Source organism: Qipengyuania aquimaris (genome assembly GCF_009827445.1).
GTDB classification, from domain to species: Bacteria; Pseudomonadota; Alphaproteobacteria; order Sphingomonadales; family Sphingomonadaceae; genus Qipengyuania; species Qipengyuania aquimaris.
In genome coordinates this window covers 2,488,184-2,513,974 of sequence record NZ_WTYI01000001.1, presented here as the reverse complement: position 1 = coordinate 2,513,974, position 25,791 = coordinate 2,488,184, and the positions used below count along the sequence as shown (strand labels likewise).

27 protein-coding genes are annotated in these 25,791 nt (G+C 62.7%); 14 read left to right on the top strand and 13 right to left on the bottom strand.

The window, feature by feature from the left end; translation table 11 throughout:
* On the bottom strand, window positions 1-1,407 hold the full coding sequence (locus GRI34_RS12310; RefSeq protein ID WP_160596176.1) for a L,D-transpeptidase family protein: 1,407 nt from the start codon (window positions 1,405-1,407) through the stop codon (window positions 1-3).
* Window positions 1,408-1,509: 102 nt separating this feature from the next.
* On the opposite strand from GRI34_RS12310, the gene GRI34_RS12305 reads away from it, so the two are divergent.
* Window positions 1,510-2,439, top strand: a complete 930-nt coding sequence (locus tag GRI34_RS12305; protein ID WP_234028218.1) for a DMT family transporter — start codon at window positions 1,510-1,512, stop codon at window positions 2,437-2,439.
* Here GRI34_RS12305 and GRI34_RS12300 read toward each other — a convergent pair.
* Window positions 2,436-2,603, bottom strand: coding sequence for a hypothetical protein (locus tag GRI34_RS12300; protein WP_160596175.1), 168 nt, complete (start codon window positions 2,601-2,603; stop codon window positions 2,436-2,438). The two genes, GRI34_RS12305 and GRI34_RS12300, sit on opposite strands and share 4 nt — an antisense overlap.
* A 228-nt stretch (window positions 2,604-2,831) precedes the next feature.
* Here GRI34_RS12300 and acnA point away from each other — a divergent pair, with 228 nt between their 5' ends.
* From acnA to GRI34_RS12285, 3 genes are all read left to right on the top strand, one after another.
* The gene (gene acnA / locus GRI34_RS12295) at window positions 2,832-5,507 is read left to right on the top strand and encodes an aconitate hydratase AcnA (protein ID WP_160596174.1); all 2,676 of its coding nucleotides are present in this window, start codon (window positions 2,832-2,834) and stop codon (window positions 5,505-5,507) included.
* A 41-nt stretch (window positions 5,508-5,548) separates the two neighbouring features.
* Window positions 5,549-6,265, top strand: a complete 717-nt coding sequence (locus tag GRI34_RS12290) for a prolyl hydroxylase family protein (protein ID WP_160596173.1) — start codon at window positions 5,549-5,551, stop codon at window positions 6,263-6,265.
* A gap of 67 nt (window positions 6,266-6,332) precedes the next feature.
* On the top strand, window positions 6,333-7,262 hold the full coding sequence (locus GRI34_RS12285; RefSeq protein ID WP_160596172.1) for a hypothetical protein: 930 nt from the start codon (window positions 6,333-6,335) through the stop codon (window positions 7,260-7,262).
* A gap of 415 nt (window positions 7,263-7,677) precedes the next feature.
* Here GRI34_RS12285 and ruvB read toward each other — a convergent pair whose 3' ends face one another.
* From ruvB to ruvA, 4 genes are read right to left on the bottom strand one after another with little or no spacing between them, the layout of a single operon-like run.
* Window positions 7,678-8,706: a Holliday junction branch migration DNA helicase RuvB gene (gene ruvB / locus GRI34_RS12280; RefSeq protein WP_160596171.1), complete on the bottom strand. Its 1,029-nt coding sequence runs from the start codon at window positions 8,704-8,706 to the stop codon at window positions 7,678-7,680.
* Window position 8,707: 1 nt separating this feature from the next.
* A complete protein-coding gene (locus GRI34_RS12275) occupies window positions 8,708-9,232 on the bottom strand; it encodes a DsrE family protein (RefSeq protein WP_160596170.1) in 525 nt (174 codons plus the stop codon).
* The gene (locus GRI34_RS12270) at window positions 9,222-9,617 is read right to left on the bottom strand and encodes a hypothetical protein (RefSeq protein ID WP_160596169.1); all 396 of its coding nucleotides are present in this window, start codon (window positions 9,615-9,617) and stop codon (window positions 9,222-9,224) included. Before GRI34_RS12270 ends, GRI34_RS12275 begins: the two co-directional genes overlap by 11 nt.
* Window positions 9,614-10,219 carry a Holliday junction branch migration protein RuvA gene (gene ruvA, locus GRI34_RS12265; protein ID WP_160596168.1) on the bottom strand — a complete coding sequence of 202 codons (606 nt, stop codon included), beginning with the start codon at window positions 10,217-10,219 and terminating at the stop codon, window positions 9,614-9,616. Before ruvA ends, GRI34_RS12270 begins: the two co-directional genes overlap by 4 nt.
* A 78-nt stretch (window positions 10,220-10,297) precedes the next feature.
* Between ruvA and aroC the strand changes: the two genes are divergently transcribed.
* Window positions 10,298-11,365, top strand: coding sequence for a chorismate synthase (gene aroC / locus GRI34_RS12260; protein ID WP_160596167.1), 1,068 nt, complete (start codon window positions 10,298-10,300; stop codon window positions 11,363-11,365).
* Between the two features lie 28 nt (window positions 11,366-11,393).
* Entirely contained in the window at window positions 11,394-11,978 is a 585-nt protein-coding gene (locus GRI34_RS12255; protein ID WP_234028217.1) for a protein-methionine-sulfoxide reductase heme-binding subunit MsrQ, read from the top strand.
* Here GRI34_RS12255 and GRI34_RS12250 read toward each other — a convergent pair.
* A complete protein-coding gene (locus GRI34_RS12250; protein ID WP_160596166.1) occupies window positions 11,963-12,466 on the bottom strand; it encodes a helix-hairpin-helix domain-containing protein in 504 nt (167 codons plus the stop codon). The genes GRI34_RS12255 and GRI34_RS12250 overlap by 16 nt on opposite strands.
* A gap of 254 nt (window positions 12,467-12,720) precedes the next feature.
* Here GRI34_RS12250 and ahpC point away from each other — a divergent pair, with 254 nt between their 5' ends.
* From ahpC to GRI34_RS12230, 4 genes are all read left to right on the top strand, one after another.
* The gene (gene ahpC / locus GRI34_RS12245) at window positions 12,721-13,287 is read left to right on the top strand and encodes an alkyl hydroperoxide reductase subunit C (RefSeq protein ID WP_160596165.1); all 567 of its coding nucleotides are present in this window, start codon (window positions 12,721-12,723) and stop codon (window positions 13,285-13,287) included.
* Window positions 13,288-13,430: 143 nt separating this feature from the next.
* A complete protein-coding gene (gene ahpF, locus GRI34_RS12240) occupies window positions 13,431-15,020 on the top strand; it encodes an alkyl hydroperoxide reductase subunit F (protein ID WP_160596164.1) in 1,590 nt (529 codons plus the stop codon).
* Window positions 15,021-15,222: 202 nt separating this feature from the next.
* A complete protein-coding gene (katG, locus tag GRI34_RS12235) occupies window positions 15,223-17,439 on the top strand; it encodes a catalase/peroxidase HPI (RefSeq protein WP_160596163.1) in 2,217 nt (738 codons plus the stop codon).
* 104 nt (window positions 17,440-17,543) lie between these two features.
* On the top strand, window positions 17,544-18,158 hold the full coding sequence (locus tag GRI34_RS12230; protein ID WP_160596162.1) for a Pr6Pr family membrane protein: 615 nt from the start codon (window positions 17,544-17,546) through the stop codon (window positions 18,156-18,158).
* Here GRI34_RS12230 and GRI34_RS12225 read toward each other — a convergent pair.
* From GRI34_RS12225 to GRI34_RS12215, 3 genes are read right to left on the bottom strand one after another with little or no spacing between them, the layout of a single operon-like run.
* Window positions 18,142-18,690, bottom strand: a complete 549-nt coding sequence (locus GRI34_RS12225) for a Smr/MutS family protein (RefSeq protein WP_160596161.1) — start codon at window positions 18,688-18,690, stop codon at window positions 18,142-18,144. The two genes, GRI34_RS12230 and GRI34_RS12225, sit on opposite strands and share 17 nt — an antisense overlap.
* A complete protein-coding gene (mltA, locus tag GRI34_RS12220; RefSeq protein ID WP_234028216.1) occupies window positions 18,687-19,871 on the bottom strand; it encodes a murein transglycosylase A in 1,185 nt (394 codons plus the stop codon). Before mltA ends, GRI34_RS12225 begins: the two co-directional genes overlap by 4 nt.
* 26 nt (window positions 19,872-19,897) lie before the next feature.
* Window positions 19,898-20,572: a Tim44/TimA family putative adaptor protein gene (locus GRI34_RS12215; RefSeq protein ID WP_160596160.1), complete on the bottom strand. Its 675-nt coding sequence runs from the start codon at window positions 20,570-20,572 to the stop codon at window positions 19,898-19,900.
* A gap of 270 nt (window positions 20,573-20,842) precedes the next feature.
* Between GRI34_RS12215 and secB the strand changes: the two genes are divergently transcribed.
* The 4 genes from secB (at window position 20,843) to GRI34_RS12195 (ending at window position 24,721) form a co-directional block, all read left to right on the top strand.
* Entirely contained in the window at window positions 20,843-21,373 is a 531-nt protein-coding gene (gene secB, locus GRI34_RS12210; protein ID WP_160596159.1) for a protein-export chaperone SecB, read from the top strand.
* Window positions 21,374-21,402: 29 nt separating this feature from the next.
* Complete coding sequence (gene murJ, locus GRI34_RS12205) at window positions 21,403-22,974, top strand: murein biosynthesis integral membrane protein MurJ (protein WP_160596158.1); 1,572 nt, start codon at window positions 21,403-21,405, stop codon at window positions 22,972-22,974.
* Window positions 22,975-22,980: 6 nt separating this feature from the next.
* The gene (trpS, locus tag GRI34_RS12200) at window positions 22,981-23,997 is read left to right on the top strand and encodes a tryptophan--tRNA ligase (protein WP_160596157.1); all 1,017 of its coding nucleotides are present in this window, start codon (window positions 22,981-22,983) and stop codon (window positions 23,995-23,997) included.
* A gap of 94 nt (window positions 23,998-24,091) precedes the next feature.
* Window positions 24,092-24,721: a CPBP family glutamic-type intramembrane protease gene (locus GRI34_RS12195; RefSeq protein ID WP_160596156.1), complete on the top strand. Its 630-nt coding sequence runs from the start codon at window positions 24,092-24,094 to the stop codon at window positions 24,719-24,721.
* A gap of 1 nt (window position 24,722) precedes the next feature.
* On the opposite strand, the gene GRI34_RS12190 is transcribed toward GRI34_RS12195, so the two are convergent.
* The 3 genes from GRI34_RS12190 to GRI34_RS12180 form a co-directional block, all read right to left on the bottom strand.
* A complete protein-coding gene (locus tag GRI34_RS12190; RefSeq protein ID WP_160596155.1) occupies window positions 24,723-25,070 on the bottom strand; it encodes a heavy metal-binding domain-containing protein in 348 nt (115 codons plus the stop codon).
* A gap of 57 nt (window positions 25,071-25,127) precedes the next feature.
* Window positions 25,128-25,364, bottom strand: coding sequence for a DUF2312 domain-containing protein (locus GRI34_RS12185; RefSeq protein ID WP_090477501.1), 237 nt, complete (start codon window positions 25,362-25,364; stop codon window positions 25,128-25,130).
* Window positions 25,365-25,447: 83 nt separating this feature from the next.
* Window positions 25,448-25,762 (bottom strand): DUF1244 domain-containing protein, encoded by a 315-nt coding sequence (locus GRI34_RS12180; protein ID WP_160596520.1) that lies wholly within the window; start codon window positions 25,760-25,762, stop codon window positions 25,448-25,450.
* Between the last annotated feature and the right edge of the window lie 29 nt (window positions 25,763-25,791).

The window sequence follows — 25,791 nt, the reverse complement described above, 5'->3', positions numbered from 1 at the left end:
TTAGCTGATCTGCATGTCGTCGATGATCTCGACGGCTTCTTCACTCGTCTCGCGCGCACGATCCGACTGGCGCGGCGCATCCAGCGCTGCCAGCACGGGCGCGTCGCGATCGTAGAGGTCCTTGAAGGTCTTGAGGTTGCCGTCGACGTCCGTCGCCATCGTGAAATAGGTGATGTAGACCGGCCACTGCTTCTTCATGGCGTAGCGCGTGTATTCCCCGCTGCCGGTGATTTCCGACACTTCCTCGATGATCGCGGGAAATTCGTCCTTCGAACTTGCATTGCCCAGCAGCGACATGGTCATGGCCAGTTCGCGGGCACCCTGTACACGGATGCAGCCATGGCTGAGCGCGCGGTTCTCATTAGCGAACAGGTGGCGGCTCGGCGTGTCGTGGAGGAAGATGGCATGCTCGTTCGGCATATCCAATTTCATCAGGCCGAGCGCGTTCTGCGGGCCCGGCTGCTGGACCACGGTCACCCAGCCATTGGAGCCCTTGGTCGCCTTGTAGCCCGCGCTGCGTGCCCAGCCGGGATTGTTTAGGACCTTCGCGCCAAGGCCTTCGCCCTTCACGATCGACTGCGGCACGGTCCAGGTCGGATTGTAGATCACCGCCTCTACCATTTCAGCAAGCTGCGGCGTCGCCGTGCGGCCGGGCTTGCCGACCACGGTGCGATAGCTCTTGATGATGCGGCCATTGACCGTCAGGCGGAGCATGAATTCCGGCACATTGGTCACCAGGTATTGCTTGCCAAGGTCCTGCGGAAGCCAGCGCCAGCGATCCATGTTTGCCCGGATCAGCTTGATCCGTCCGGCATCCGTTTCCGAAGCAAGTTCGTCACGCAAACGCGCATAGTCGGGATGCACCGGGTTGAGGCTATCAAGAGTGCCGACGATGTCCCCGCTCGCCAGCGCGTCTTCAAGGAGCTTCCACGTGGGCATGCGGTCGGCGTCCGGATCGACGACGAACCACTGGCGGCGCGATTCCATCGGCGTGCGGCCATCGCGCAGGTCTTCGACCAGCCAGACGAAGATTTGACTGGCCAGCGCATTCACTTCTGCACCGGGACCATTCGCCGTAAGCAGCGCGCTCAATTCGTCAGCGCGATAATCGGCGGGATTGAGGCCTTCGGCTGAAATGTTCGGGATATAGGCGAGGAGGGTTTCGACCTGTTCGAGCGTCCATTCGCCTTCGAGCGAGGGTACTTCCTGCACAACTTCGCCGCTCTGCATGCGGATATCGCCGAAGGCTTCCTCGACGCTTTGCGCATTTGCAGGTGCGTCCGGCTGTGCCGGCTCCACCCGCTCGGCAGGAAGCAGGCTTTCGGGCGCACTATTCTGCGCCTGTGCAGCGCCTGAAAGAAGAAGCGCGCTACTCGCGCCAGTCAGAAGAAGATTACGAAGTGTCATTCAGCCCACCATTTGGCGATTGCAGTCACGCGCTGCATCCGCCGTGTTTCTAGCAAATGTTTGCATCCTTATCCACGCTATCTGCTTGCCTTATGCTGAACCATGATGACGGGCGGGCCGCAGCCGCATATGCGTGGCGCGATGACACGCCACCATGCCTTCCTGCCCATCCTGGCGGCCATGCTTGCCGTGGCCAGCCTGTCCTTGATGGATGCATTCATGAAGAGCGCGGCGCTTGCGCTGGGCGCGCTTACGGCGGCATGGCTGCGCTCGGCCCTCGGCACCGCGATCGCCCTGCCGTTGTGGCTTGGCCGGGGCGGGAGGCGGCCAAGGCCGGAGGTTCTGCGCCTGCATATCCGGCGAGGTGTGATCTCCACCTTCATGGCGCTGACGTTCTTCTATGCGCTGACAAAGCTGCCCATTGCAGAGGCAATCGCCATCAGCTTCATCGCGCCCCTGATTGCGCTGTACCTTGCCCGCCTCCTGTTGGGCGAGGTCATCCGAAAATCGGCAATCATCGCCTCGATCATCGGTTTCGCAGGCACGCTGGTGATCGTCGGCGGCAAGATCGGTCGCAACGATTTCGATAGCGATGCTGCACTGGGGATAGCCTCCATCTTGGTGTCGGCCCTCCTCTACGCCTACAATTTCATCCTGATCCGGCGGCAGTCGCAAATGGCCGGTCCCGCCGAGATAGCGGTCTTCCACTCAGGGGTCTCGGTAGTGCTGCTGGGGCTGGCGATGCCTTTCGCCTTCAATATGCCCGATGCGGCCATCTGGTTCGACCTGGCAATGGCGGCTCTGCTGACCGTCGCAGGCGCGATGGGCATGGCATGGGCCTATGCCCGAGAAGAGGCGCAGACGCTCGTACCGCTGGAATATTCGGGCTTCCTGTGGGCCTCGCTCTTCGGCTGGCTGTTTTTTCAGGAAGAGGTGACCGCAACGACCCTTCTGGGCACGGCCATCATCGTGGGTGCTTGCCTGATTGCGGCGCGGCGCAAGCCCAAGCAGCCGGCGCAAGCGGCGCTTTAGCGCGTGGCGACAAGTGCGGTTTCGGCCTGTTCGGTTGCCTGTGCTTCGGTCCCGGCAAAGGAAAACGCGGCGGTAAAACATCCCGCCACGCCAAGTACTGCGGCCATGACGGCCAATTTCAGGGTGCGGCGCGACGCCGTGGGTGCCGTGTCCGAAGACTTCATTTCAAACTCCATATCGGGCCTCGCGCTCCTGCCTTGCTGCCGAGCAGCGACTTTGCCCTAATTTTGCCTTAATAAGCCCTGAAGCACCGTCTTTGTTCCCCATCAGACGTTTTGCCGAGGCTCTGGGCCTTGATTTTTTGCGGTGTTCGGCGCAGGTGCGCGGCACATTGTGCCCGTCCGTCCATTGGTCGGGAAAGGCCCATTTCTAACACAAGGAAGAATGCCCGCATGACCCAGGTCGGCAAGGACACGCTCGGAACCCGCTCCACCCTCACCGTCGATGGCAAGGATTACGCCTATTACTCCTTCGAGAAGGCGGCAGAGAAAATCGGCGACGTGTCGAAACTGCCGTTCAGCCTGAAGGTCCTGCTCGAAAACATGCTGCGTTTCGAGGACGGCGGCTTCACCGTGTCGACCGACGATGTGCAGGCGATTGCCGACTGGCAGAAGGATCCCAAGACCGGCAAGGAAATCCAGTATCGCCCGGCCCGCGTACTGCTGCAGGATTTCACCGGCGTTCCCTGCGTGGTCGACCTTGCCGCCATGCGCGATGCGATCAGCAAACTCGGCGGAGACACTGCCAAGATCAACCCGCAGGTCCCCGTGAACCTCGTGATCGACCACTCGGTCATGGTCGATGAATTCGGCCACCCCAAGGCATTCGAAAAGAACGTCGAACTCGAATACGCCCGCAATGCCGAGCGCTACGACTTCCTCAAGTGGGGCTCGAAGAGCTTCGAGAACTTCTCCGCGGTGCCCCCGGGCACCGGCATCTGCCACCAGGTGAACCTGGAATACATCGGCAAGGGTGTGTGGAACTCGCAAGACCCTGACGGCACGACCGTCGCTTATCCCGACACCTGCGTCGGCACCGACAGCCACACCACGATGATCAACGGCCTCGGTGTCCTCGGCTGGGGCGTCGGCGGGATCGAAGCCGAAGCTGCCATGCTCGGCCAGCCGATCTCGATGCTCATCCCCGAAGTCGTCGGCTTCAAGCTGACCGGCGCGATGGCCGAAGGCGTGACCGCCACCGACCTCGTGCTGACCTGCGTGCAGATGCTGCGCGAAGTCGGCGTGGTCGGCCGCTTCGTCGAATTCTACGGCGAAGGCGTTGCCAACCTTACGCTCGCCGACCGTGCGACGATCGCCAACATGGCCCCCGAATACGGCGCGACTTGCGGCTTCTTCGGCATCGACGACAAGACGCTGGAATACATGCGCCTCACCGGCCGCGACGAAGAAACCATCGCACTCGTCGAAGCCTATTCCAAGGCGCAGGGCATGTGGTTCACGCCGGAGAACGAGCCGGTCTTCACCAAGACGCTCGACCTCGACCTGTCCAAGGTCGTGCCCAGCCTCGCCGGCCCCAAGCGCCCGCAGGACCGCGTCGCGCTGCCGGAAGTCGACGAACTGTTCAACACCGACCTCAAGTCGATCTACTCCAAGGATGCACCGCTGCGCGTGGACGTGGATGGCAAGGACCATGACGTCGGCGACGGCGACGTCGTGATCGCGGCCATCACCAGCTGCACCAACACCTCGAACCCCGACGTGCTGATCGCCGCCGGCCTCGTCGCCAAGAAGGCGCACGAAAAGGGCCTGAAGCCGAAGCCCTGGGTCAAGACCAGCCTTGCACCGGGGTCGCAGGTCGTCACCGACTACCTCGTGAAGTCCAGCCTGCAGGACGATCTCAACGCCATGGGCTTCGACCTCGTCGGCTATGGCTGCACCACCTGTATCGGCAACTCGGGCCCGCTCGCTCCGCCGATCAGCAAGGCCATCAACGGCAACGACATCGTCGCCGCGTCGGTACTCTCGGGTAACCGCAACTTCGAAGGGCGCGTGTCGCCAGACGTGCGCGCAAACTTCCTCGCCTCGCCCCCGCTGGTGGTCGCTTATTCGATCCTCGGCACGGTCACGAAGGACATCACCGAAACGCCGCTGGGCCAGGACCAGGACGGCAACGACGTGATGCTGGCCGACGTGTGGCCCACCAACGAGGAAATCGCGCAGCACCGCGCAGCGAATATCGACCGCCAGATGTTCGAAAGCCGCTATGCCGACGTCTACAAGGGCGACGAGCACTGGCAGGCGATCAAGGTCGAGGCGTCCGACACCTATCGCTGGAACCCGACCAGCACCTATGTCGCCAGCCCGCCTTTCTTCGAAGGCATGGACATGGAACCGGCGCCGGTCACCGACATCACCGATGCAAAGCCGCTGGCGATCCTCGGCGATTCGACCACGACCGACCACATCTCGCCCGCAGGCTCGATCAAGGAAGACAGCCCGGCTGGCGAATATCTGAAGAGCCACCAGGTTTCTAAGTCGGACTTCAACTCCTACGGCTCGCGCCGCGGCAACCACGAAGTCATGATGCGCGGCACCTTCGCCAACATCCGCATCAAGAACGAGATGGTCCCGGGCGTCGAAGGCGGTATTACCACCTACAAGGGTGAGCAGATGCCGATTTACGACGCGGCGATGAAGCATAAGGAAGACGGCACGCCGCTGGTGGTCGTAGCCGGCAAGGAATACGGCACCGGCTCCAGCCGCGACTGGGCTGCAAAGGGCACCATCCTGCTGGGCGTACGCGCCGTGATCGTCGAAAGCTACGAGCGTATCCACCGCTCGAACCTGATCGGCATGGGCGTGCTCCCGCTGCAGTTCAAGGACGGCGACACCCGCCAGAGCCTAGGCCTCGGCGCGGACGATACCTTCACGATCAAGGGTCTGGCCGACCTGACCCCGCGTCAGGACGTAGAAGTCGAAGTGACGCATGAAGACGGCTCGAAGGCCACCTTCACCGCACTTTGCCGCATCGATACGGCCAACGAGATGGAGTATTACCGCAACGGCGGCATCCTCCACTACGTGCTGCGCAAGCTCGCCGCATCGTAAGCCGGTTTACGCAGGGGCGCGGATAGGAGATTGCTCGCTCCGTGCCCCTGCTGACCCGCCTCGCCCGGATCTTCCGGACCAAGCAACCGGACCCCAAGGCCGATCCCGCGACCCTTGCCGCGATAGGCAACAGCGTTCGTGAGCGCCTGTCTCAGGATTCACGCGCAATCGCCAAGGGCGGCGACAAGGCGGATATCTATCTGCTGCCGGGTTTCCTGACGGCGCAGGAATGCGCTCGGCTGATCGTCACGATCGAAAGCCGCATTCAGCCATCGAAGCTGTTTTCCGATCGCAAGACGATGGGCGCGCGGACGAGCTCGACCCATTTCTTTTCCAATGAAGCGCCAGAGACAATCGCGCTCGGGCGCAAAATCGACGAGGCGCTCGGCATAGATTGCGCCCATGCGGAGACGATCCAGGGTCAGCGCTATCACGTGGGCGAGCAGTATTTGCATCACCGCGACTATTTCCGCGAAGAACGACCGCACTGGCAAAATGAGCGGCGCCGCGGCGGGCAGCGCAGCTGGACCGCGATGGTTTATCTCAACACAGTCGAAGCGGGCGGGGAGACGGAGTTTCCCGAGCTGGACCTTTTGGTGACCCCCGAAACTGGGCTGCTGATCGCGTGGGACAATATGACCCGAAAGGGCCGCCCCAATCGCAACACGCGACACGCCGCCCTACCGGTCGAGGCCGGTGAAAAATACGTGATTACCCAGTGGTATCGGCAGGAAGAATGGAGCCGCAACTACCGCTGATTGCGGAATGGCTCAGGCCTGCGCGCCCTTCGCGCCGCGACGTACACGGAAACGGCGACGACCGAATATGGCCGCTGCGGCCATACCGAACAGGATCATCATCGATGGTGCCGGGACTTCAGTGCCGCTGCTGGTGCTGCTTGAGGTGCTGGAGCTGGTCGAGCTGCTCGAAGAAGTCGAGCTCGACGTGCTGGAGCTTGTGGACGAACTCGTCGAGGAGCTGCTCGAACTGCTGGTGCTCGACGACACATCCCCGCTCGATGAGCTGGACGTGCTGGTGACATCCCCGCTCGAACTGGAACTGGAGGAAGACGAGGAAGAGCTGGAGCTCGACGAGGAGCTCGAGCTGGAACTGGAGACATCGCCGCTCGTCGAGGTCGAAGTGGACGTGGAACTGGACACGTCACCCGAAGTGGAAGTCGAGCTGCTGACATCGCCCGAAGACGAGGAGGTAGATGTCGAACTCACCTGTCCGGTCGAGGTGGAGACCGAACCCGTGCTCGTCGACGTCGATGTCGATACCTGGCCGGTCGAAGTCGATACCTCTCCGGTGCTGGTCGAGGTCGAGGAAGAAGTGCTGACCTGGCCGGTGGAGGTAGAAACCTCGCCCGTGGAACTGCTGACTTCCCCCGTCGATGTCGTCGAGGTTACCGAACCGGTCGACGAGCTGGACGAGCTACCGCCATTGCTGGTGCTGGTTGAGGTCGACACGTCGATGTCGATATCCGGAATTTCGCCGCCAGTGGTCGTGGTCGAGTTTACGACAACACTGCCGCCGCTGGACCCGCCGCCGAAGAAACCGCCGAAGAAGCCGCCACCGAAGCCGCCGCCATATCCTCCGCCGTATCCGCCGCTCGGGATCGAGCGCGAGCCTCCGCCGCCCGCGACTGGCGCGGCTTGCGGAAGAGGCGGCACGGGAACAGGGGCCATGACGACGCGCCTGATCGGCGGGCAGACGTTTTCGGGATCCGCAACCGCTGCTTCCGGCGAATCATAAGGCACGCATTCGATCACCCGCTTGGGAATGACGCGAGCCGCCCTTACCGGCGGTTTCGGTGTCGCACGCTTGATCGGGCGAGCTTTGATCTGCTTGACCGACTGGCTCTTGTAGCTTGGAGAATCGGTAATTGGCCGCTCGGCAACATGCACTGCGCCACCCGCAACGAGCGCGCCGCCCGCCGCGGTGGCTGACAATTTTGCAAGTGCTGCTTTTACCGACATATCTTGCACTTCCTGTTGTGCGGGTAGGCCCCGCATCGACCGGATACGCGCAATTAGCGAATCCCCGAAGGTCGAATTTACACTTCCTGTTACCCTTACAAAACTAAATTTTCCGCAATCCTGCGAGGGTTGCGAGCGCCATGTCCCGCTTTGGGACCACGAATCCGGCCTTTGTTACCCGTGGATTCAGTTTATTTGTCGAACATATCGGACTGGCTGGCGGACCCGGGCGGGGTCATGCCGAGATGCGACCAGCCGCCATCGTTGAGCATGCGGCCGCGCGCGGTGCGGGCGATGAGGCCGAGCTGGATGAGGTAGGGCTCGATAACCTCTTCCACCGTGTCGCGCGGTTCACTGAGGCCTGCAGCCAGCGTCTCCACGCCCACGGGCCCGCCTTTGTAGGTGGTCGCGATCATGGTGAGATAGCGGCGGTCCATCGCATCGAGGCCAAGGCTGTCGACTTCTAGGCGCGTCAGTGCTTCGTCGGCCACCTTCGTCGTGACGACAGCCTCGCCCAGCACGCTGGCGAAGTCGCGCACGCGGCGCATCAACCGGCCTGCGACACGCGGGGTGCCACGCGAACGACGGGCAATTTCGCGCGCGCCGCCTTCGTCGATACCCATGTCCAGCAGTCCTGCCCCGCGGGTGACGACCTTGAGCAGTTCGTCCTCGGTATAGAAATTGAGTCGCACCGGAATGCCGAAACGGTCACGCAAGGGCGTGGTCAGCAGCCCCTGACGCGTGGTCGCGCCGACGAGCGTGAAAGGCGGCAGGTCGATCCGCACGCTGCGTGCCGAGGGCCCCTCTCCGATAATGATGTCGAGCGCGCGGTCTTCCATCGCGGGATAGAGCACTTCCTCGACCACCGGATTGAGCCGGTGGATCTCGTCGATGAAGAGGACGTCGTTCGGCTCGAGATTGGTGAGCAGCGCGGCAAGGTCGCCCGCCTTGGCGATCACCGGGCCGGAGGTGGCTCGAAAGCCGACGCCCAGTTCCTTCGACACGATCTGCGCCAGCGTAGTCTTGCCGAGCCCGGGGGGACCGAAAAAGAGCACATGATCCATCGCCTCGCCGCGCCCCTTGGCCGCCTCGATAAACACGCGCAAATTCTCGCGCGCCGCCTTCTGCCCGACGAATTCGGCAAGCGATTTCGGCCGCAGCGCCGCATCCGGGTCTTCCGGCTGCCGGTCAGGAGAATGGAGGGGGACGGGTTCGGTCATATCAAAACGGGTTCACCGTGTAGCCGCGCTGTTGCAGCAGGGCGTGGGCGGTCATGGCGGAGAGCGCCATTTCGACGCCCGGCAGGAGGTCGTCCTGCGTCACCCCATAGGCCGCCGCGCTCTGGCCGCAGACGATGAAGCGCACGCCCTCGCCAAGCATCACCTGCACCATGTCGGCAGAGGTGTTGTCGGGCTTCGCCAGCAAGTCGTTCACCGCCTTGCCATGGACGACCACTGCGATGCGGATGTTATCTTCGGGCACCCCGTGCGCGACGTGCATGTTGATGAAGCGCGCGGCGCTTTCGAAACCGCGATTGCGCGCGCCCTCGTCCGCCGGTTTGGCGACATCGAAGGCAATCGAGAATTCGGTATCGCCGGGGACTTTACCGATCCCCTCGACCGGCGCGTGCGGTCCAAATTGCGCGAACACGGGACCGGGTTTGAATGCGCTCATGTCCTGCGCCGAAGCGGGCGCGGCGCATACCAGCGCTGCCATTGAAACCGCGCGAAACAGCCTAGTTCCCATTATTCGTTCCTTCCCAATCCCTGCGATAATACTGACGGGCCACCAGCGTGTTGGGCGAATATTCCCTCGGCATTCCGACGACCAGCGCGCCCTCTTCCGGCAGGTGGACCCGCGAGCAGCTAGTGAAGAGGCCGTAGTCGATCCACGCAGTGTCACGCGGCCAATCCCCCTGCACGACTTCGGCCACGGCAACCTGCATACCGTTGTTCGATGCTGTGACCGATGGCTGCGGCTTCACCTTGAGCACTATGGCATCCGGCGCAATGTCGCCCGGAAGCTGGGGCAGGAATACATGGGTTTCCGAAAAGACGCCGCGACAAGCCGCAGCCGGAGAGGTCGCGGCGAAGGACGCCGCCATGCCGAGGCAAAGCCAGGCCGCTTTCACGAAGCCGCCCTTTTCAAAGCGACGCGGATGAGGTCGCCCTCACTCGCGCCTTCGCCCAACTCGCCTTGCGCCGCAGCCACTGCCCGCGCGGCAATCGCCGGTTTGAAGCCGAGGTTTTCCAGCGCGCTCACCGCATCCGCGCTCGCACCGCCCACTGGAGCTGCCGCAGCCATTCCGCCAGCCGCACTGCCACCGGGTAGTGCGCCCGCCTTGTCCTTCAATTCGTTGACGATGCGCCCGGCAAGCTTCGGCCCGACGCCCTGCGCCCGCGCGATCATGGCGGCGTCGCCGCTGGAGCACGCCTGTTGTACCTCGCCAGTCGACAGAGCAGACAGAATTGCAAGGCCTACCTTGCTTCCCACGCCCTGAACCTGGGTCAGCAGCCGGAACCAATCCCGCTCCGCAGCTTCGGCAAACCCGAGCAATCGCATGTCGTTCTCCGACACCTGGAGATCAGTATAGACAGTGCAGGCTTCGCCCGTCTCGCCCAACTGGCTGAGTGTGCGAGCCGAGCAATGAACAAGATACCCGACGCCCGAGACATCGATCACCGCCCAGTCGGAACCGGTTTCGTCTAGCAGGCCTTTAAGCTTGGCAATCATGGTTTGTTCTTGCGCTACAAGAATGGCTTGGTCCAGCCCTAGTGGACTTGGCCCCACAGTTGAGACAGGAAGGCGGGCATGAGCTGGAACACTTTCGGACGCGTGCTTCGCTTCACCACCTGGGGGGAAAGCCATGGCCCTGCCATCGGCGCAGTAGTTGACGGGTGCCCGCCTGGGCTGGAACTGAGCGAGGCAGATATCCAGCCGTTCCTCGACGCGAGGAAGCCGGGACAAAACAAGTTCACCACCCAGCGCAAGGAGCCGGACGAGGTCCGCATCCTGTCTGGAGTGTTCGAAGGTAAGACCACCGGCACCTCGCTCTCGCTGCTGATCGAAAACAAGGACCAGCGATCCAAGGATTATTCCGAGATCGCGAATACCTACCGCCCGGGCCATGCCGATTTTGCCTATGACGCAAAGTACGGCTTTCGCGATTATCGCGGCGGCGGGCGCAGCAGTGCCCGTGAAACGGCGATGCGCGTTGCAGCAGGCGCCGTAGCGCGAAAGGCCATCCCCGAGGTCGCAATACTGGCCTATGTCGCGGAGATCGGCGGCGACCGGATCGACCCCGCCAATTTCGACCGCGAGGAAATCGCCAGCAACCCCTTCTGGTGCCCAGACGCAGAGGCCGCCAAGCGCTGGGAAGCGCTGGTCGACGAAGCGCGCAAGGCAGGCTCCTCGCTCGGCGCGGTGGTGGAATGCGTGGCAACCGGTGTTCCCGCAGGATGGGGCGCGCCGGTCTATGCCAAGCTCGACAGCGACCTGGCTGCAGGGATGATGAGCATCAATGCGGTGAAGGGCGTGGAGATCGGCGACGGCTTCGACGCCGCCCGCCTTACCGGCGAACAGAACGCCGATGCCATGTCACCGGGCGAAAACGGGCCGGAGTTCGCGGCCAACCATGCAGGCGGCATCGCAGGCGGTATCTCTACCGGCCAGCCGGTGGTCTGCCGCGTTGCCTTCAAACCGACCAGCTCGATCCTCACCCCCGTTGCGAGCATAGACCGACAAGGCGAGGCGACCGAGGTGCGCACCAAGGGGCGGCACGATCCTTGTGTCGGCATTCGCGGCACGCCGGTCGTCGAGGCGATGATGGCGCTGGTGCTGGCCGATCACAAACTGCTCCACCGCGCGCAATGCGGCTGAGCCAAGCGGCGGAATTTCCCGAAGACTCATGAAAGCATTTGCCAATTCGCGCCCGCTGCTGTGGCTGCTACTCGCCTTGCCGGGGCTCTGGATGGTGGGGCGCTGGGTTTTGACACCCGACAGCTATGGCTATGGCCATGTGATCGCCGATAGCGGCGACTGGGCGGCCTGGCTGCTGCTGGTGACGCTGGCGGTGACGCCGATACGGCTCGCGTTCCGCAAGCAGAAATGGGCGGTCTGGCTGATGCGCAGGCGGCGCGATCTGGGTGTCGCGAGTTTCGCCTATGCCGCGTTTCACACCGGCATTTACCTGGGCAAGAAAGTCGACCCGGCCGTCATTCTTTCGGAAGCGGGCGAGCCGTACATGCTTGCGGGATGGGCGGCGCTGGGCCTTTTCGTACCGCTCGCCGCGACATCGAACGATATCGCGACGAGGGCACTCAAGCGGTCATGGAAGACCTTGCACCGCCTGGTCTATCCGGCGGCGATCGTTGTCTTCGTCCACTGGGTCCTGTCCGCCTTCGATCCGACCACCGCGTGGATCCACGTTGGCATATTGGTCGCGATCGAGGCGATCAGGGTCGTGCTGCAAATGCGTCAGAGAGTGACGTAGTTGCGGAAACGGGCGACTTCGGTCTCGTCGACATACTTGCCGATTTCACGGTTGAATTCACCCATGTCGGCGTAGGGACGATATTCTTCGAATTCGTGGACCATCTTGTCGGTCATTCCGGGGATCAGACGGATCTGCTCTTCGGTAGCCTCGTTGAGGTTGACCGGAACGAACACGGTTTCGAGCACGGCGGCGGCTTCTTCTGCCGACAGCGTTTCGAGCAGCTTTGCGTTGAACGCCGTCACGTCGGCATAGGGCTGACCTGCGACAATGGCGGCGGCGAGTTCGGCGGACACGCCATCGATCCCGGCAAGCTGATCGGCGGTGGCGGTGCTGGCGTCGAGGACGCTGGCGGTTTCGGCATCCGCGTTAACAGTGTCGGTAGCCGCAGGCTCATCGGCAGCAGGTGCAGCTTCCTCTGCGCCCGAACAGGCAGCGAGAGCGAGGGTGCTGGCGGTGAAGGCGGCGGCGATAGCAAACTTACGCATTTCGAATCCTCTTATTGCGAAGAATTCGCATTAGCATATAACTGCCGCCTGCGAAGCAATTTCTCGTATCTTTCTGCATATTGAGGAGTTGGTTGCAAAAATCTCATGATAATTGCGTTTATGTTGTACTTTAGGAAAGTTCCATCGAGTTGATCGATTATTCCGATCCTCGCAATCGCAACATATCGCTTTTGTGCATCGCAACACCGCCTATCTGACACCCACGAGTTTCAACCCGAATAACGGAGAAAACCATGGGTATCATCGGAAGCGAAATCAAACCGTTCAACGCCACCGCCTTCCAGGCCGGCAAGGACTTTTTCCAGGTCACCGACGAAGACGTGAAGGGCAAGTGGTCTGTCTTCTTCTTCTATCCGGCCGACTTCACCTTCGTCTGCCCGACGGAGCTGGAAGACCTCGGCGAGCAGTACGCCATGCTCCAGAAGATGGACGTCGAAGTCTACGCCGTCTCGACCGACACGCACTTCAGCCACAAGGCATGGCACGACACTTCCGACAAGATCGGCAAGCTGCAGTTCCCGTTCCTCGGTGACCAGAACCACGTTCTTGCACGCAACTTCGACGTACTGCGTGAAGGCGTCGGTCTTGCCGACCGTGCAACCTTCGTGGTCGATCCCGACGGCGTGATCCAGATCATGGAACAGACCTGCGAAGGCGTCGGCCGCAATGCCAACGAACTGGCCCGCAAGATCAAGGCTGCCCAGTACGTTCGCGCCAACCCCGGCCAGGTTTGCCCGGCAGCCTGGGAAGAAGGCGGCGAAACGCTGGCTCCCTCGCTCGACCTGGTTGGCAAGATCTAAGCGAAGTGTTCAGGCGGCGCACCTTTCCCCGGGGCGCCGCCCGAGAGCCCGAGAGAACCTCGGGTCGCTGGAAGGTCCGGGGCAATTGCCTCCCCCCCCCGCCCCGGACCTTTTCCGTCCCCCATCCTATCCGGAGACCGTGCATGCTCGACACCGCAATGAAGCAACAGCTTTCGACCTATCTCGCCAACCTGCGCGAGCCGATCGAACTCGTCGCCTCGCTGGGTGACGACGCCAAGAGCACGCAGACCCGTGAACTGCTGGAAGAGATTGCCGCGCTCCACGAGCTGGTTACCGCCAGCCTCGACGGCACCGACGACCGCAAGCCCAGCTTCATCATCCGCCGCGCCAGCGACGCGGAAAAGTGGGTGCGTTTCGCCGGCCTTCCGATGGGGCACGAATTTACCTCGCTCGTCCTCGCCCTGCTGTGGGCCGGCGGGCACCCGCCCAAGGTCGATGCCGACCTCATCGAACAGGTCCGCGGCATCGAAGGCGATTTCAATTTCGAGATGTATTTCTCGCTGAGCTGCCATAATTGCCCCGACGTGGTGCAGGCGCTGACGCTGATGGCGCTCGAAAACCCGCGCATCACCGCGACCCTGATCGAGGGCGGGACCTACCAGGAAGAAGTCGACGCACGCGACATCATGGCCGTGCCCGCGACCTTCCTGAATGGCGAACCCTTTTACAACGGCAAGATGGAACTGGCAGAAATCCTCGCCAAGATCGACACCGGCGCCGATGCCAAGGCAGCGGAAAAGCTCGCCGCCAAGGACCCGTTCGAAGTCCTCGTGATCGGCGGCGGTCCGGCTGGCGCAGCAACGGCCATCTACACCGCGCGCAAGGGTTTCCGCACCGGCATCGCTGCGGAACGCTTCGGCGGACAGCTGCACGACACGCTGGGTATCGAGAACCTGCCGGGCACGGCCTATACCGAAGGCCCGAAGCTTGCCGGCGAGCTGGAACGCCATGTCGGCGAATACGACATCGACCTGATGAACCTCGCCAAGGCGGTGAAGCTTGTACCTGCCAAGCAGGAAGGTGGCCTCCACACGGTGGAACTCGGCAATGGCGCGTTTCTTAAGGCCCGCAGCCTGATCCTTGCAACGGGCGCACGCTGGCGGAACCTCGGCGTTCCGGGCGAGGCCGAATATCGCAACAAGGGCGTAGCCTATTGCCCGCACTGCGACGGTCCGCTGTTCAAGGGCAAGCGCATTGCTGTCATCGGCGGCGGCAATTCCGGCGTCGAGGCGGCAATCGACCTCGCCAAGATCGTCGGCCACGTCACGCTGATCGAATATGACGAAAAGCTGCGTGCTGACGAAGTCCTGCAGGCCAAGCTGCGCAGCATGGCGAATGTGGAGATCGTCACCAGCGGCCAGACGACAGAGATCACTGGCAAGGACGGCAAGGTCGACGGCCTCGTGTTGAAAGACCGCAAGAGCGGGGACGAACGCCGCATCGAATTGGAAGGCGTGTTCGTCCAGATCGGTCTTGTGCCGAACACCGAGTGGCTCAAGGAAAGCGGTCTCGCGCTGACCAAATTCGGCGAAATAGAAACCGACGAAGAAGGCCGCACGAACCTTCCCGGCGTCTTCGGTGCGGGCGACGTGACCGACGTTCCCTACAAGCAGATCGTGGTCGCGATGGGCGAAGGTTCGAAAGCGGGCCTTTCCGCCTTCGATTTCCTCATCCGTACCGAAGCGTTGGACGAGATCGCGCAAGCGGCCTGATATTTGCTCTCGATCAATAAATAAAGCGCCGCCATTCCAACCGGATGGCGGCGCTTTTCGCATGTGCGCCACGCTTCATCGCTCAATCGCTTCCAGCAATCAATTTGAACCGTTTAATCGATTGGACGAATTACCGGACGAGGTTCATCGTCATCAGGTTCTCGGACGGGAGACCGAGTCTTTTTATTAGGAGAGAGTATTCATGGACGCCAAAACCGGAGATATCAGCGGTTGTCCTTTCCACGGCAATGCCGGAACCCGGGACCTATTCGGCCGCCGGAACCGTGACTGGTGGCCCGACCAACTCGATCTGGAAATCCTTACCGAGGGCGGCCGCGCTGCCGACCCGATGGGCGAGGACTTCGATTATTGCGAAGCCTTCAATGCGCTCGACTACAAGGCGCTGAAGCAGGACCTCACCGACCTTATGACCGACAGCCAGGACTGGTGGCCGGCGGACTATGGCCATTACGGCCCGTTCTTCATCCGCATGGCATGGCACGCAGCCGGCACCTATCGCACCGGCGATGGTCGCGGCGGTGGCGGCAGCGGCCAGCAGCGCTTCGCCCCGCTCAACAGCTGGCCCGATAACGGCAACCTCGACAAGGCGCGCCGCCTGCTTTGGCCGATCAAGCAGAAATACGGCAAGCACATCAGCTGGGCCGACCTCTTCATCCTCACCGGTAACGTCGCCATCGAAAGCATGGGCGGTCCCGTGTTCGGCTTCGGCGGCGGTCGCAAGGACGTCTTCGATCCCGAAACCGTCTACTGGGGCACGGAAGAAAAGTGGGTCGATACCGGCGCCGAAACCCGCATTCAGCCGGATGAAGGCATGGCGCTCGAAAATCCGCTCGCAGCGATCCAGATGGGCCTCATCTACGTCAATCCCGAAGGTCCGGGCGGCAATCCGCACGATGCGGAAGGCATGGCCCGCGACATGCGGGAAACCTTCGCCCGCATGGCCATGAACGACGAGGAAACTGTCGCTCTTACCGCCGGCGGTCACGCCTTCGGCAAGGCCCACGGCGCGAAGCCTGCCGACACTTTCGGCAGCGCTCCGGAAGGCGAAACCCTGCACCGCATGGGCTTCGGCTGGCTGACCGACCCCGATGAAATCGGCAAGGGTCACATCACGACTTCGGGCATCGAAGGCGCGTGGACCCCGAACCCGACGCAGTGGGGCGGCGACTATTTCCGCCTGCTGTTCAAATACGACTACGAGCTCGTCCAGAGCCCGGCAGGCGCGAACCAGTGGCAGCCGATCAATCCCGATCCGGAAGACATGGCACCCGACGCCAGGGACCCGAACAAGAAGGTCCCGACCATGATGACGACCGCCGACATGGCGCTGAAGCGCGATCCGGAATATCGAAAAATCTCCGAACGCTTCCGCGACGACCAGGCTGCATTGGACGATGCCTTCGCCCGCGCATGGTTCAAGCTGTGCCACCGCGACATGGGACCCAAGGTCCGCTACCTCGGCCCCGAAGTGCCGAGCGAAGACCTGATCTGGCAGGACCCCGTCCCCGCCGGAACGCAGGTTTCCGACAGCGACCTGTCGTCCTTCAAATCGAAGGTGCTGGACAGCGGCCTGTCCGTTTCGGAACTGGTGAAGGCGGCATGGGCCTCGGCCTCGACCTACCGCAATTCCGACCATCGCGGCGGCGCCAACGGTGCGCACATCCGCTTCGATGAAATCAAGAACTGGGCGGTCAACGATCCCGAAGAACTGGGCAAGGTCCTTGCCAAGCTCGACGAGATCCGCGGCTCGATCTCGATGGCCGACGCCATCGTCATCGCCGGTTCGGCTGCGGTCGAAAAGGCTGCGAAGGATGCGGGCTTCGATATCTCCGTTCCGGTCACCACCGGTCGCGGCGATGCGAAACGCGAAGACTTCGACGCCGAAAGCTGGGAGCCGCTGGAGCCGTTTGCCGACGGTTTCCGCAACTACCTCAAGACCAAGGCTTCGGTGAAGACCGAGGACATGCTGGTCGACCGCGCCCACCTCTTGGGCCTTTCGATCCCGGAAATGACTGCACTGGTCGGCGGGCTGCGCGCAATGGGCGCTGTGAGCAAGCATGCCAAGCACGGGAACAGCATCGGCGTCCTTACCGAAACCCCCGGCAAGCTCGACAACAGCTGGTTCGTGAACCTGCTGGGCATGGGCGTGATCTGGGAAGAGGTCGACGACAGCGGCGACGAGGAATTCGTCGGCATCTGCCGCAAGACCGGCAAGGAACTGTGGCGCGCAACGCGCACCGACCTTGTCTTCGGCTCCAACTCGCGCCTGCGCGCGGTGGCGGAAGTCTATGCCGAAAACGGCAATGAGCAGAAGTTCGTGAACGACTTCGTCAAGGCCTGGACCAAGGTCATGGACGCGGACCGGTTCGACCTCAGCTACGCAAAGTACCACAAATAAAAAGAACAGAACTGAGCCCCTGGGCCGCAGAAGGAGCCCCCGGCAGCAATGTCGGGGGCTTTTTCTTTTCTTTACTCGGCTCGCACGATGGCTAGGCAATTCCGATGAACACCCAATTCACCAAGCGCGCGCGCTTGTTCGCAGGTCTCATCGCGGTCGCGGCATGGGCCGCGCTTATTGCGCAGGCATTCATCGGAGCAGGCCCCGACATCGGTCCGCTTGTCGCTTTCGCGCAACTGATGCGGTTCTTCACGATCTGGAGCAATCTCGCGGCAGCCATCCTGATGGGCTGGATCGCCTTCAGAGGATCGATACACCCATCCCTGCCATTCGCGCTTGCGACCGCGCTGGCGATCGTCGCGATCGTCTACCATGTCTTGTTGGCCTCCGATCACCACCCAGTGGGCCTCGACTGGTACACGAACCAGATGCACCACACTCTGGTGCCGCTGGCCGTGATCGGATGGTGGCTGGTCTTTAAGGCAGCTGCAGACAACAGTTGGAAAAGCGCGCCGACGGTAATGGTCGCGCCTGTGCTCTATACCCTCTTCGCGCTCGTTTACGGAGAGGCAAGCGGGTTTTACGCCTACTTCTTCCTCGACGTCTCGCAATTCGGTTACGGGCAGGTCCTGGCCAACATACTGGGCCTCGCCGTTGTATTCATGCTTTTCGGCTTGGTCCTGTTGGGTTTGCGACGCTTGGTCAGCGCTCGCGCCTGAGGACGATGTAGAGCGCCCCGTCTCCGCCATGACGCTGGTGCGCGCGGCGTACGGCCGCGATGGCCGAATGGTGGCTGGAGGCGGCCAGCCAGTCCAGCACCTTGGCCCGGATTGCCCCGCGCCTGTGCCCGCGATCGGCCGGATCGACAGGACGCGGCTTGCCGGTGATCAGCAGGATCGTGCGCGCGCCCATCGAGCGCGCCTGCGCCACGCCGCTGATCAGGCGGTTGTAGGCCGCGTCGAGGCCATGGTCGTGAAGGTCGAGCGTGAAATCCGGCTGGACCGCGCCCGATTTGAGCCTGCGATCCCAGTGAGAATCGAGGGAATTGGCGGATTTGATGGGAGTGGCAACGGGCCGGGGCGCTGACAAGGGCGCGGGCTTTCTGGGCGACGGTTTGGGGACTGTCACCTTCGGCGCGATCGGGGCATCAACCTTGCGCACATGCGCGCGCGGGTGAAGCGGTTCGACCGTCGCGGCGACCTTTTCCCAGGCTTCCGCTTCTTGCGCGCTGAGGCCGCGCGGCGCGCTCATCGCTTGAGGCGGGCGAGCGTGCCCTTGGGCAGGAAGATATAGGCCGTGCCGCTGCTGCTCATTCCACCGGCGATTTCGCGGGCCTGCGCGCCATTGCCCCAGAAGGTGTCGAAGCGGTTGGCGCCCTTGATGGCCCCGCCCGTGTCCTGCGCGACCCAGAGGCCGTCCGCCACATCGCTTTCCATGTCGAGCCAGACCGGTGCGCCATAGGGCACGAACTTGGGATCGACTGCGATGCTGTCGCGCCCGTAAACCGGCACTTCGAGCGAGCCGAGCGGACCGTCGGTGTCCAGTTCACGGAAGAAGATCCAGCTCTTATTGAGGTTCATGATCTCGTCCGCCCGGTCCGGATTGTCCCGCAGCCAGCCCATCAGTCCCTGCATCGAGGTCGGGTACTGCGTCCCGTCGCCGATCAGGCCCTGCTCGCGCATCGGTCTTCCAATGGCGACATATTCGCGGCCGTTCTGGCCCGCATAGCCAATGCGCATCACGCTGCCGTCGGGCTGGCGCAGCAGGCCGCTGCCCTGGATCTGGAGGAAGAAGAATTCGACCGGATCGGCAGCCCAGGCAATCGTCGGGACCTTGCCGTCCAGCGCGCCTGCCACGATCTCGGACCGCTCGTAATAGCGCACGAACTCGCCGTCTTCATTGTAACGACCAAGCGGCGGGCGACCGGTGCGCTCGCTCTCGGCGATTTCGGCGGGCCAGCCGCGTTCCAAGTCGGACGGGAGGGCGTAGACCGGCACTTCGTAGCCGGGCGCCTTTGTCCGGCTGCCGAGAATTTCGGGCTCGAAATAGCCTGTCGCGAAGGCCTCGCCCTCGCCCACAATCGCGGTTTCGAACTGGCTGGTGAAGAAGAGCGCAGGATCGCTCGACCAGTTGCTCGCCGCAAGGCACGGGCCCTGCCAGTCGAGCCGGGTGGTCAGGCCGCTGGTATCGTCACGGTACAAAATCTTGTCGCAGGAGCGCCGGAATGCCGCCAGAGCGCCTTCCGCATCCGCCTGCAGGAACGGGAAGCTCTCGATAGGTGGCCCGGGGCGAACACCTGCCGACGCGGCATTGTCTGCGACTTCCGCGGGCGGCTGTTCGACAGCGCCCGTGTCCATCGGCGGACGCGCTTCTGGCACGACGGCGCAGGCCGAAAGCAGCGAAGCCGCAGCGAGTATGAGCGCGCTTCGCAAGGAGCCTACTCCTGTAAGGATGTGAATTAGTCCTGGTCGGTTTCGTCGAGGACCCAGTTCGGATCCATCGAGTCGACCGAACGGCTAAACGTCCAGATGTCGCGGCTTTCGACGGCATCGTCGAGCGAGCCGGCGACGACGGTGCCATCCTTGTCGCGGGTTACCGCGGCGATATCGGCCACGAAACGCACGGCGATACGGGCCGTGCGACCGTCCATTTCGGCAGAGTGCACGGTTGCATCCTCGATCCGGATCAAGCGGTTGTCGAGCGTTTCGCCCGAAGCGTCGCGCGCATCGATGGCTCCTGCAAAGCTGGCGTAGACATCGTCGTCCGTCAGGTCGCGCAGCGTGTCCTTGTCGCCTGCCCAGAACGCTTCGAGGATCATGCCGTAGGCCGCCTTCGCGCCTTCGAGGAAGGAGAGGAGGTCGAACCGCGAATCGGCATTAGCGATGAAGCGGATGGCGCTTTCGTTCGCGTTGGATGCGTTATCGACGCTGCGCAGGGTCACCGCAGGCCGCGCAGGAGCGGCTGCATCCGGTGTCCCACCGGTCGCGGTTGGCGTCGTCGGATTCTGTTCGCGCGGACCATAGCTGCGACGGATCGGATCCTCTTCATGCTCCGACCGCTGGCCCAGCACCGAATAGAGACGCAGGCCGAGAAATGCGGCGATGGCTGCAAGGATGACGATCTCGGTGATCACTGGCGGTATTCCGTTCGTTTCAATTCTGGCACTTAGTGGAAGAACCATGCCTTCCGGTACGGTTCCCTTAGTGCCCTAGATAGGGATCAATTACAAACGCACAATGGGCGCTTGAGGGTCCTTTCGGCCTGCTTTTCCTTCGGCCAACCCACTCCACTCGCGGATTGCCCCGCGCCTTGGGGGGTGCTAGGCGCGCGCCCTGACCGGTGGGACGCAACATCGCGACCGTCCCCGCCTATTCAAACAGACATACGAAAGAAAGCTTGCCCGATGGCCGATGAAAACGACGTTCTGACCGATCTCAATGCCGATCCGGCCGCTGGTGCCAACGGTGCCGACAATCGCCCGACTGTCGGCATCCTGAACCAATATGTGAAGGACCTTTCGGTCGAAAACCCGAACGCGCCCGCCGCCTATCAGTGGCAGGAACAGCCGCGCGTCGATGTGCAGCTCAACATCGCATCGAACAAGGTGACCGACGAAATCACCGAAGTCGAACTGAAGATCACGGTGCGCGCCGACACCGACCAGGGTGCACAGTACATCGTCGAGCTCGCCTATTGCGGCCTCGTCGGCATTCGGAACGTTCCCGAAGAACACGCCCACGCATTCATGTTCGCAGAAGCGCCTCGCCTGCTCTTCCCCTTCGCGCGCGCTATCATCTCCGATGCCGTCCGTGACCTCGGCTATGCGCCGATGATGCTCGAGCCGATGGACTTCGCCGGTCTCTACCAGCAGCAGCTCCAGGCCCGCGCAGCCCAGCAGGGCGAAGGCGCCCCGGCTCCGACCGGGAACGCCTGAGGCACCGGGACCGGGACGGAGGCTCCGCGATGAGCCTGCTCAAGAACGTCGGCACGATCGGCTCGCTCACCATGGTGAGCCGCATCGCCGGCATGGCACGCGAAATGATCTTCAGCCGCGTGCTCGGCGCCAATGCGGTTACCGACGCCTGGTTCCAGGCCTTCATCATACCCAACGTCTTCCGCCGCCTGTTCGCGGAAGGCGCGTTTTCCGCCGCCTTCGTGCCGATGTTCTCCAAGCGGTTGAACGGCGAAGGCGGGATCGAAGATGCCCGCAGTTTCTCGGCCGACGTGCTGAGCGTGTTTCTGCCGGTCCTGATCGCCCTGTGCATCGTATTCGAGCTCGCCATGCCGGGCGTGATCTGGATCCTCGCGGAAAAGCCGGTCGAACCCGGCCAGTTCGACCTCGCAGTCGACTTCGCCCGGATCATGTTCCCCTACATCCTGCTGGTCAGCCTGGTGACCTTGTTCACCGGCATGCTCAATTCGGTCTCCCGCTTTGCGCCGGGGGCCAGCTTTCCGATCATCCTCAACCTCGTGCTCATCGCCGCGCTGCTGACGGGGGAGTATTTCATCGAGGCGACGGGAGCGAGCATCGAGCAGGTCGCTTACGGCGTCGCATGGGCCGTGACTGCGGGCGGCGTCATGCAGCTGGGATGGCTGTATTACTGGACAAGGGTCGAGGGATTCCGGCCCAAGCTGCTCTGGCCCCGCATCACGCCGGAGGTGAAACGCCTGTCCATCATCGCGCTGCCCGCGGCGATCGGTGGCGGCGCTTACCAGATCAACACGCTGGTCCAGCTCTACTTCCTCAACCAGCTCGAAAGCGGTTCGGTCAGCTACATGAACTATGCCGACCGGCTCAACCAGCTGCCGCTCGGGATTATCGGCATTGCTCTGTCGACCGCGATCCTGCCGACCCTGTCGAAATTCGTCGGCAGCAAGAACAAGGAAGGCGCGGATCGCATCCAGTCCGATGCCATCGAGCTTTCGATGCTGCTGACCATCCCGGCGGCAGTTGCGCTGGCAATCTGCGCCACGCCCTTCATCACGATGATTTTCCAGGGCGGACGCTTCAGTGTCGAGGATGCCGCCATCGCGGGCGGCGTCCTGGCGATCCTGGTGCTCGGCCTGCCGGCTTACGTGATGGTGAAGGTGCTGGTGCCCAATTTCTACGCCCGGTCGGACACGAAGACCCCGGTCTATGCGGCCTTCATTTCCCTCGGCGTTTTCGTGGCGTTCAACATCGCCTTCCTCCAGCGGTTCGGCGTGGAGGGGGTGGCGCTGGCCAGCGTGATCGGGGCGTGGATCAACGTGGCTTTCCTCTACGTCGTCCTCCTCAAGCGGGGGTATTATTCGGTACCCCTGGCGTTGGTCGGGCGCATCGCACGCCAACTCGTCGCAGCGGCCGCCATGGGTGCCGCCTTGTGGTTCGCCCGTGATTTGCTAACCGGTTGGTATTCCGCTGGCCTGCTTGCCCGGCTGGCCGCGCTCCTCGGGCTCGTCCTGTGCTCGGGCATCGTCTATTTCGGCGTCGCTTTCGCAGTCGGCGCCATCGACCGGCAGCGCATCGCTGCCCTGACCAAGAAGAAAGCTCCGTAAATCATCATGCGTGTTGTTTCCGGCATCCAGCCCACCGGCAATCTCCATCTCGGCAATTACCTGGGTGCGATCCGCAATTGGGTGCGGATGCAGGATAACCTTGGCGAAGGAGAACAGTGCCTGTTCTTCCTTGCCGACCTGCACGCGATTTCGATGCCGCACGATCCGGCGGAACTGCGGCGCGCCACGCTCGAAATGGCGGCGGCGCTGGTCGCCTGCGGCATCGACCCGGCGCGTTCGGTGCTGTTCAACCAGGCGCAGGTCCACGCGCACGCCGAATTGCAGTGGCTCCTCAACGGGACTGCGCGCATGGGCTGGCTCAACCGCATGACGCAGTTCAAGGACAAGAGCGGCAAGAACCGCGAAGGTGCCAGCGTTGCGCTGTTCACCTATCCCGTGCTTCAGGCCGCCGACGTGCTGCTTTACCAGGCGACCCACGTGCCCGTGGGCGAGGACCAGAAGCAGCACCTCGAACTGGCGCGCGACATTGCGCAGAAGTTCAACAATGACTTCGCAACCGAGGACGCTCCGGTCTTCACCCTGCCCGAACCGATCAGCCCGCCCCAGGCGGCGCGGATCATGAGCCTGCGCGACGGATCGAAGAAGATGAGCAAGTCCGATCCGTCGGAAATGAGCCGCATCGAACTGGCCGACGATCCCGACACGGTGATGAAGAAGATCAAGAAGGCCAAGACCGACCCCGAACCCCTGCCGAGCGAGGAAAAGGGTCTGGAAGACCGGCCCGAAGCGCTCAACCTCGTGACGATCTACGCCGCGCTCACCGACAAGAGCGTCGACGACGTGCTGGCCGATTTCGGGGGCGAAGGGTTCGGCAAGTTCAAGCCTGCCTTGGGGGAAGTGCTGGTCGAAACGCTGCGCCCGATCTCGGAACGCTTCACCGGGCTTCTCGAAGACCGCGAAGCGCTGGACGCGATCCTCGCCCGCGGCGCAGCCCAGGCCCGCCAGATCGCCGTCCCGACGCTCGATGCGACCTACAAGGCACTGGGCCTTGTCAGGGGCTGACGCCCACCCCGCTGCAACTTCCGGCAGCAGTCCCGCCGACACACTGCGGCAACTGCTGGCCTTCGCGAAGGCACCGACCCCGCTCGGCGGACCGATGCTGCGAGGCAAAGAGCGACGCCGCGTATTCTCGGTCGTACTGGCCGTGGACATTGCCGTTGCCGCGCTCATGGTTGCGGTCGTGGCAGTAGCCGAAGGGTTCGGAGCCACCTTTCCGCAAGTCGAGGATTTCGATCTCGATCCGGTAACCTTGGCCATTTTCGCGATCGCCGTAGCGCCGGTCATGGAAGAGGTTATATTCCGGGGATGGTTGCGCGGGAGACGCGCCGATCTCGAATTCGCGGCAACCTTCGTCGCATTGATCCTGGCTACAACCGGGCTCTCCTACCTCGATGCGGTAGGAGAGGTGGCCATCGGAACCGTGTTTATCCTGGGGGTGATTGTCGCCTGGCTAAGATGGCTCGCCACGCGCAAGGCCCACAGTGCAGTGCCCGAGTGGTTTTCCCGCCATTACGGCAAGATCATCTACGCAAGCTCTCTCGTGTTCGGGATGATCCACCTGACGAATTACGCGGAACTGCAATTCATCACGGTGTTCCTGGTGCTGCCGCAGACGATCGGCGGCCTCATCCTCGCCTTCACACGCACGCGGCTGGGCCTGGGCGCGGCGATCTTGCAGCACGCGCTGTTCAACGCGCTGTTTACGGCGCTCGACCCTTGGCTTTGACCTAGATTTTTACGGCAGTGCCGCTGGCGGACACCATCAGCATCGAGCCCGTATCGCCGATCACCTCGTAGTCGAGATCGACCCCCACAACCGCATTGCCGCCACGCGTGGCGCATTCGGCCTGCAATTCCTCGATCGCCTGGTTGCGCGCGTCCGCGAGGATGCGCTCGTAGCTGCCGGAGCGGCCACCAACGATGTCGCGGATATTGGCAAACAGATCGCGGAACAGGTTCGCGCCGACGATCACCTCGCCGGTAACGATACCGAGGTAATCCTGGATCGGCTTGCCTTCGATCGTCGGCGTGGTCGTTACGGTAACACCGCGCGCGTCTTTCCAGGGTCCGGGCATCGCAAATCCTCCTGTCTCGATAAGTGTGTTACCAAGATAGGACGCTTTCGCGTGGGATCAACCCATGCCGAGCGCAGCCTTGTAGGTATCGAGGATGGTTTCCTGTTCGCTGCGCTCGTCGGGCTTCATCTTACGCAGGCGGATGACCTGGCGCATGATCTTGGTGTCGTAACCCACGGCCTTGGCTTCCGCGTAAACGTCGCGAATGTCGTCGGCGATGCCCTTCTTCTCTTCTTCAAGGCGCTCGATGCGCTCGATGAGAAGGCGCAGGCGGTCGTCGGTGGCTTCGGCCATTGGGTATCAGCTCCAGTGTCTTTGAGAATCGGTTGCCTGCTGCGGATAGCCACCTCCCGCGCCGGGGTGAAGGTGCCGACTCGCTACTCCACGCGATTTTTCGCAACGCTCGCCTCCATCCGCGCCAGCTGCTCTTCGGTGGCGGGCGTCTGGTGAGCGGCTTTCCATTGGTCCATCGGCATGCCGTGGATCAGCTCGCGCGCGGCTGCCTTGTCGCCTTCGAAGCCGGCGTCGCGGATCCAGTCGGCCAGGCAATTGCGACAGAAGCCGGACAGCCCCATCAGGTCGATATTCTGCGCATCGTGGCGATGGCGCAGGTGTCGGACCAATCGCCGGAAAGCGGCTGCCGCTACGTCATCGGGGAGCGCGTCCAGCGCGTCGGGTGCATTCGTAACCATGTCATCGTCCTTGAATTGTCGCACCGCCG

What these genes read in the sequence shown, in the direction of transcription:
- GRI34_RS12305 (WP_234028218.1), top strand. Translation starts at nt 1,510, where the DNA reads ATGATGACGGGCGGGCCGCAGCCGCATATGCGTGGCGCGATGACACGC.
- GRI34_RS12300 (WP_160596175.1), bottom strand. Translation starts at nt 2,603, where the DNA reads ATGAAGTCTTCGGACACGGCACCCACGGCGTCGCGCCGCACCCTGAAA.
- aroC (WP_160596167.1), top strand. Translation starts at nt 10,298, where the DNA reads ATGAGCTGGAACACTTTCGGACGCGTGCTTCGCTTCACCACCTGGGGG.
- murJ (WP_160596158.1), top strand. Translation starts at nt 21,403, where the DNA reads ATGAGCCTGCTCAAGAACGTCGGCACGATCGGCTCGCTCACCATGGTG.
- GRI34_RS12225 (WP_160596161.1), bottom strand. Translation starts at nt 18,690, where the DNA reads ATGAGCGCGCCGCGCGGCCTCAGCGCGCAAGAAGCGGAAGCCTGGGAA.
- trpS (WP_160596157.1), top strand. Translation starts at nt 22,981, where the DNA reads ATGCGTGTTGTTTCCGGCATCCAGCCCACCGGCAATCTCCATCTCGGC.
- GRI34_RS12230 (WP_160596162.1), top strand. Translation starts at nt 17,544, where the DNA reads ATGAACACCCAATTCACCAAGCGCGCGCGCTTGTTCGCAGGTCTCATC.
- GRI34_RS12275 (WP_160596170.1), bottom strand. Translation starts at nt 9,232, where the DNA reads ATGGGAACTAGGCTGTTTCGCGCGGTTTCAATGGCAGCGCTGGTATGC.
- GRI34_RS12190 (WP_160596155.1), bottom strand. Translation starts at nt 25,070, where the DNA reads ATGCCCGGACCCTGGAAAGACGCGCGCGGTGTTACCGTAACGACCACG.
- secB (WP_160596159.1), top strand. Translation starts at nt 20,843, where the DNA reads ATGGCCGATGAAAACGACGTTCTGACCGATCTCAATGCCGATCCGGCC.
- ruvB (WP_160596171.1), bottom strand. Translation starts at nt 8,706, where the DNA reads ATGACCGAACCCGTCCCCCTCCATTCTCCTGACCGGCAGCCGGAAGAC.
- ruvA (WP_160596168.1), bottom strand. Translation starts at nt 10,219, where the DNA reads ATGATTGCCAAGCTTAAAGGCCTGCTAGACGAAACCGGTTCCGACTGG.
- katG (WP_160596163.1), top strand. Translation starts at nt 15,223, where the DNA reads ATGGACGCCAAAACCGGAGATATCAGCGGTTGTCCTTTCCACGGCAAT.
- ahpC (WP_160596165.1), top strand. Translation starts at nt 12,721, where the DNA reads ATGGGTATCATCGGAAGCGAAATCAAACCGTTCAACGCCACCGCCTTC.
- GRI34_RS12285 (WP_160596172.1), top strand. Translation starts at nt 6,333, where the DNA reads ATGGCCGCTGCGGCCATACCGAACAGGATCATCATCGATGGTGCCGGG.
- GRI34_RS12255 (WP_234028217.1), top strand. Translation starts at nt 11,394, where the DNA reads ATGAAAGCATTTGCCAATTCGCGCCCGCTGCTGTGGCTGCTACTCGCC.
- GRI34_RS12310 (WP_160596176.1), bottom strand. Translation starts at nt 1,407, where the DNA reads ATGACACTTCGTAATCTTCTTCTGACTGGCGCGAGTAGCGCGCTTCTT.
- GRI34_RS12195 (WP_160596156.1), top strand. Translation starts at nt 24,092, where the DNA reads ATGCTGCGAGGCAAAGAGCGACGCCGCGTATTCTCGGTCGTACTGGCC.
- GRI34_RS12185 (WP_090477501.1), bottom strand. Translation starts at nt 25,364, where the DNA reads ATGGCCGAAGCCACCGACGACCGCCTGCGCCTTCTCATCGAGCGCATC.
- GRI34_RS12180 (WP_160596520.1), bottom strand. Translation starts at nt 25,762, where the DNA reads ATGGTTACGAATGCACCCGACGCGCTGGACGCGCTCCCCGATGACGTA.
- acnA (WP_160596174.1), top strand. Translation starts at nt 2,832, where the DNA reads ATGACCCAGGTCGGCAAGGACACGCTCGGAACCCGCTCCACCCTCACC.
- ahpF (WP_160596164.1), top strand. Translation starts at nt 13,431, where the DNA reads ATGCTCGACACCGCAATGAAGCAACAGCTTTCGACCTATCTCGCCAAC.
- GRI34_RS12250 (WP_160596166.1), bottom strand. Translation starts at nt 12,466, where the DNA reads ATGCGTAAGTTTGCTATCGCCGCCGCCTTCACCGCCAGCACCCTCGCT.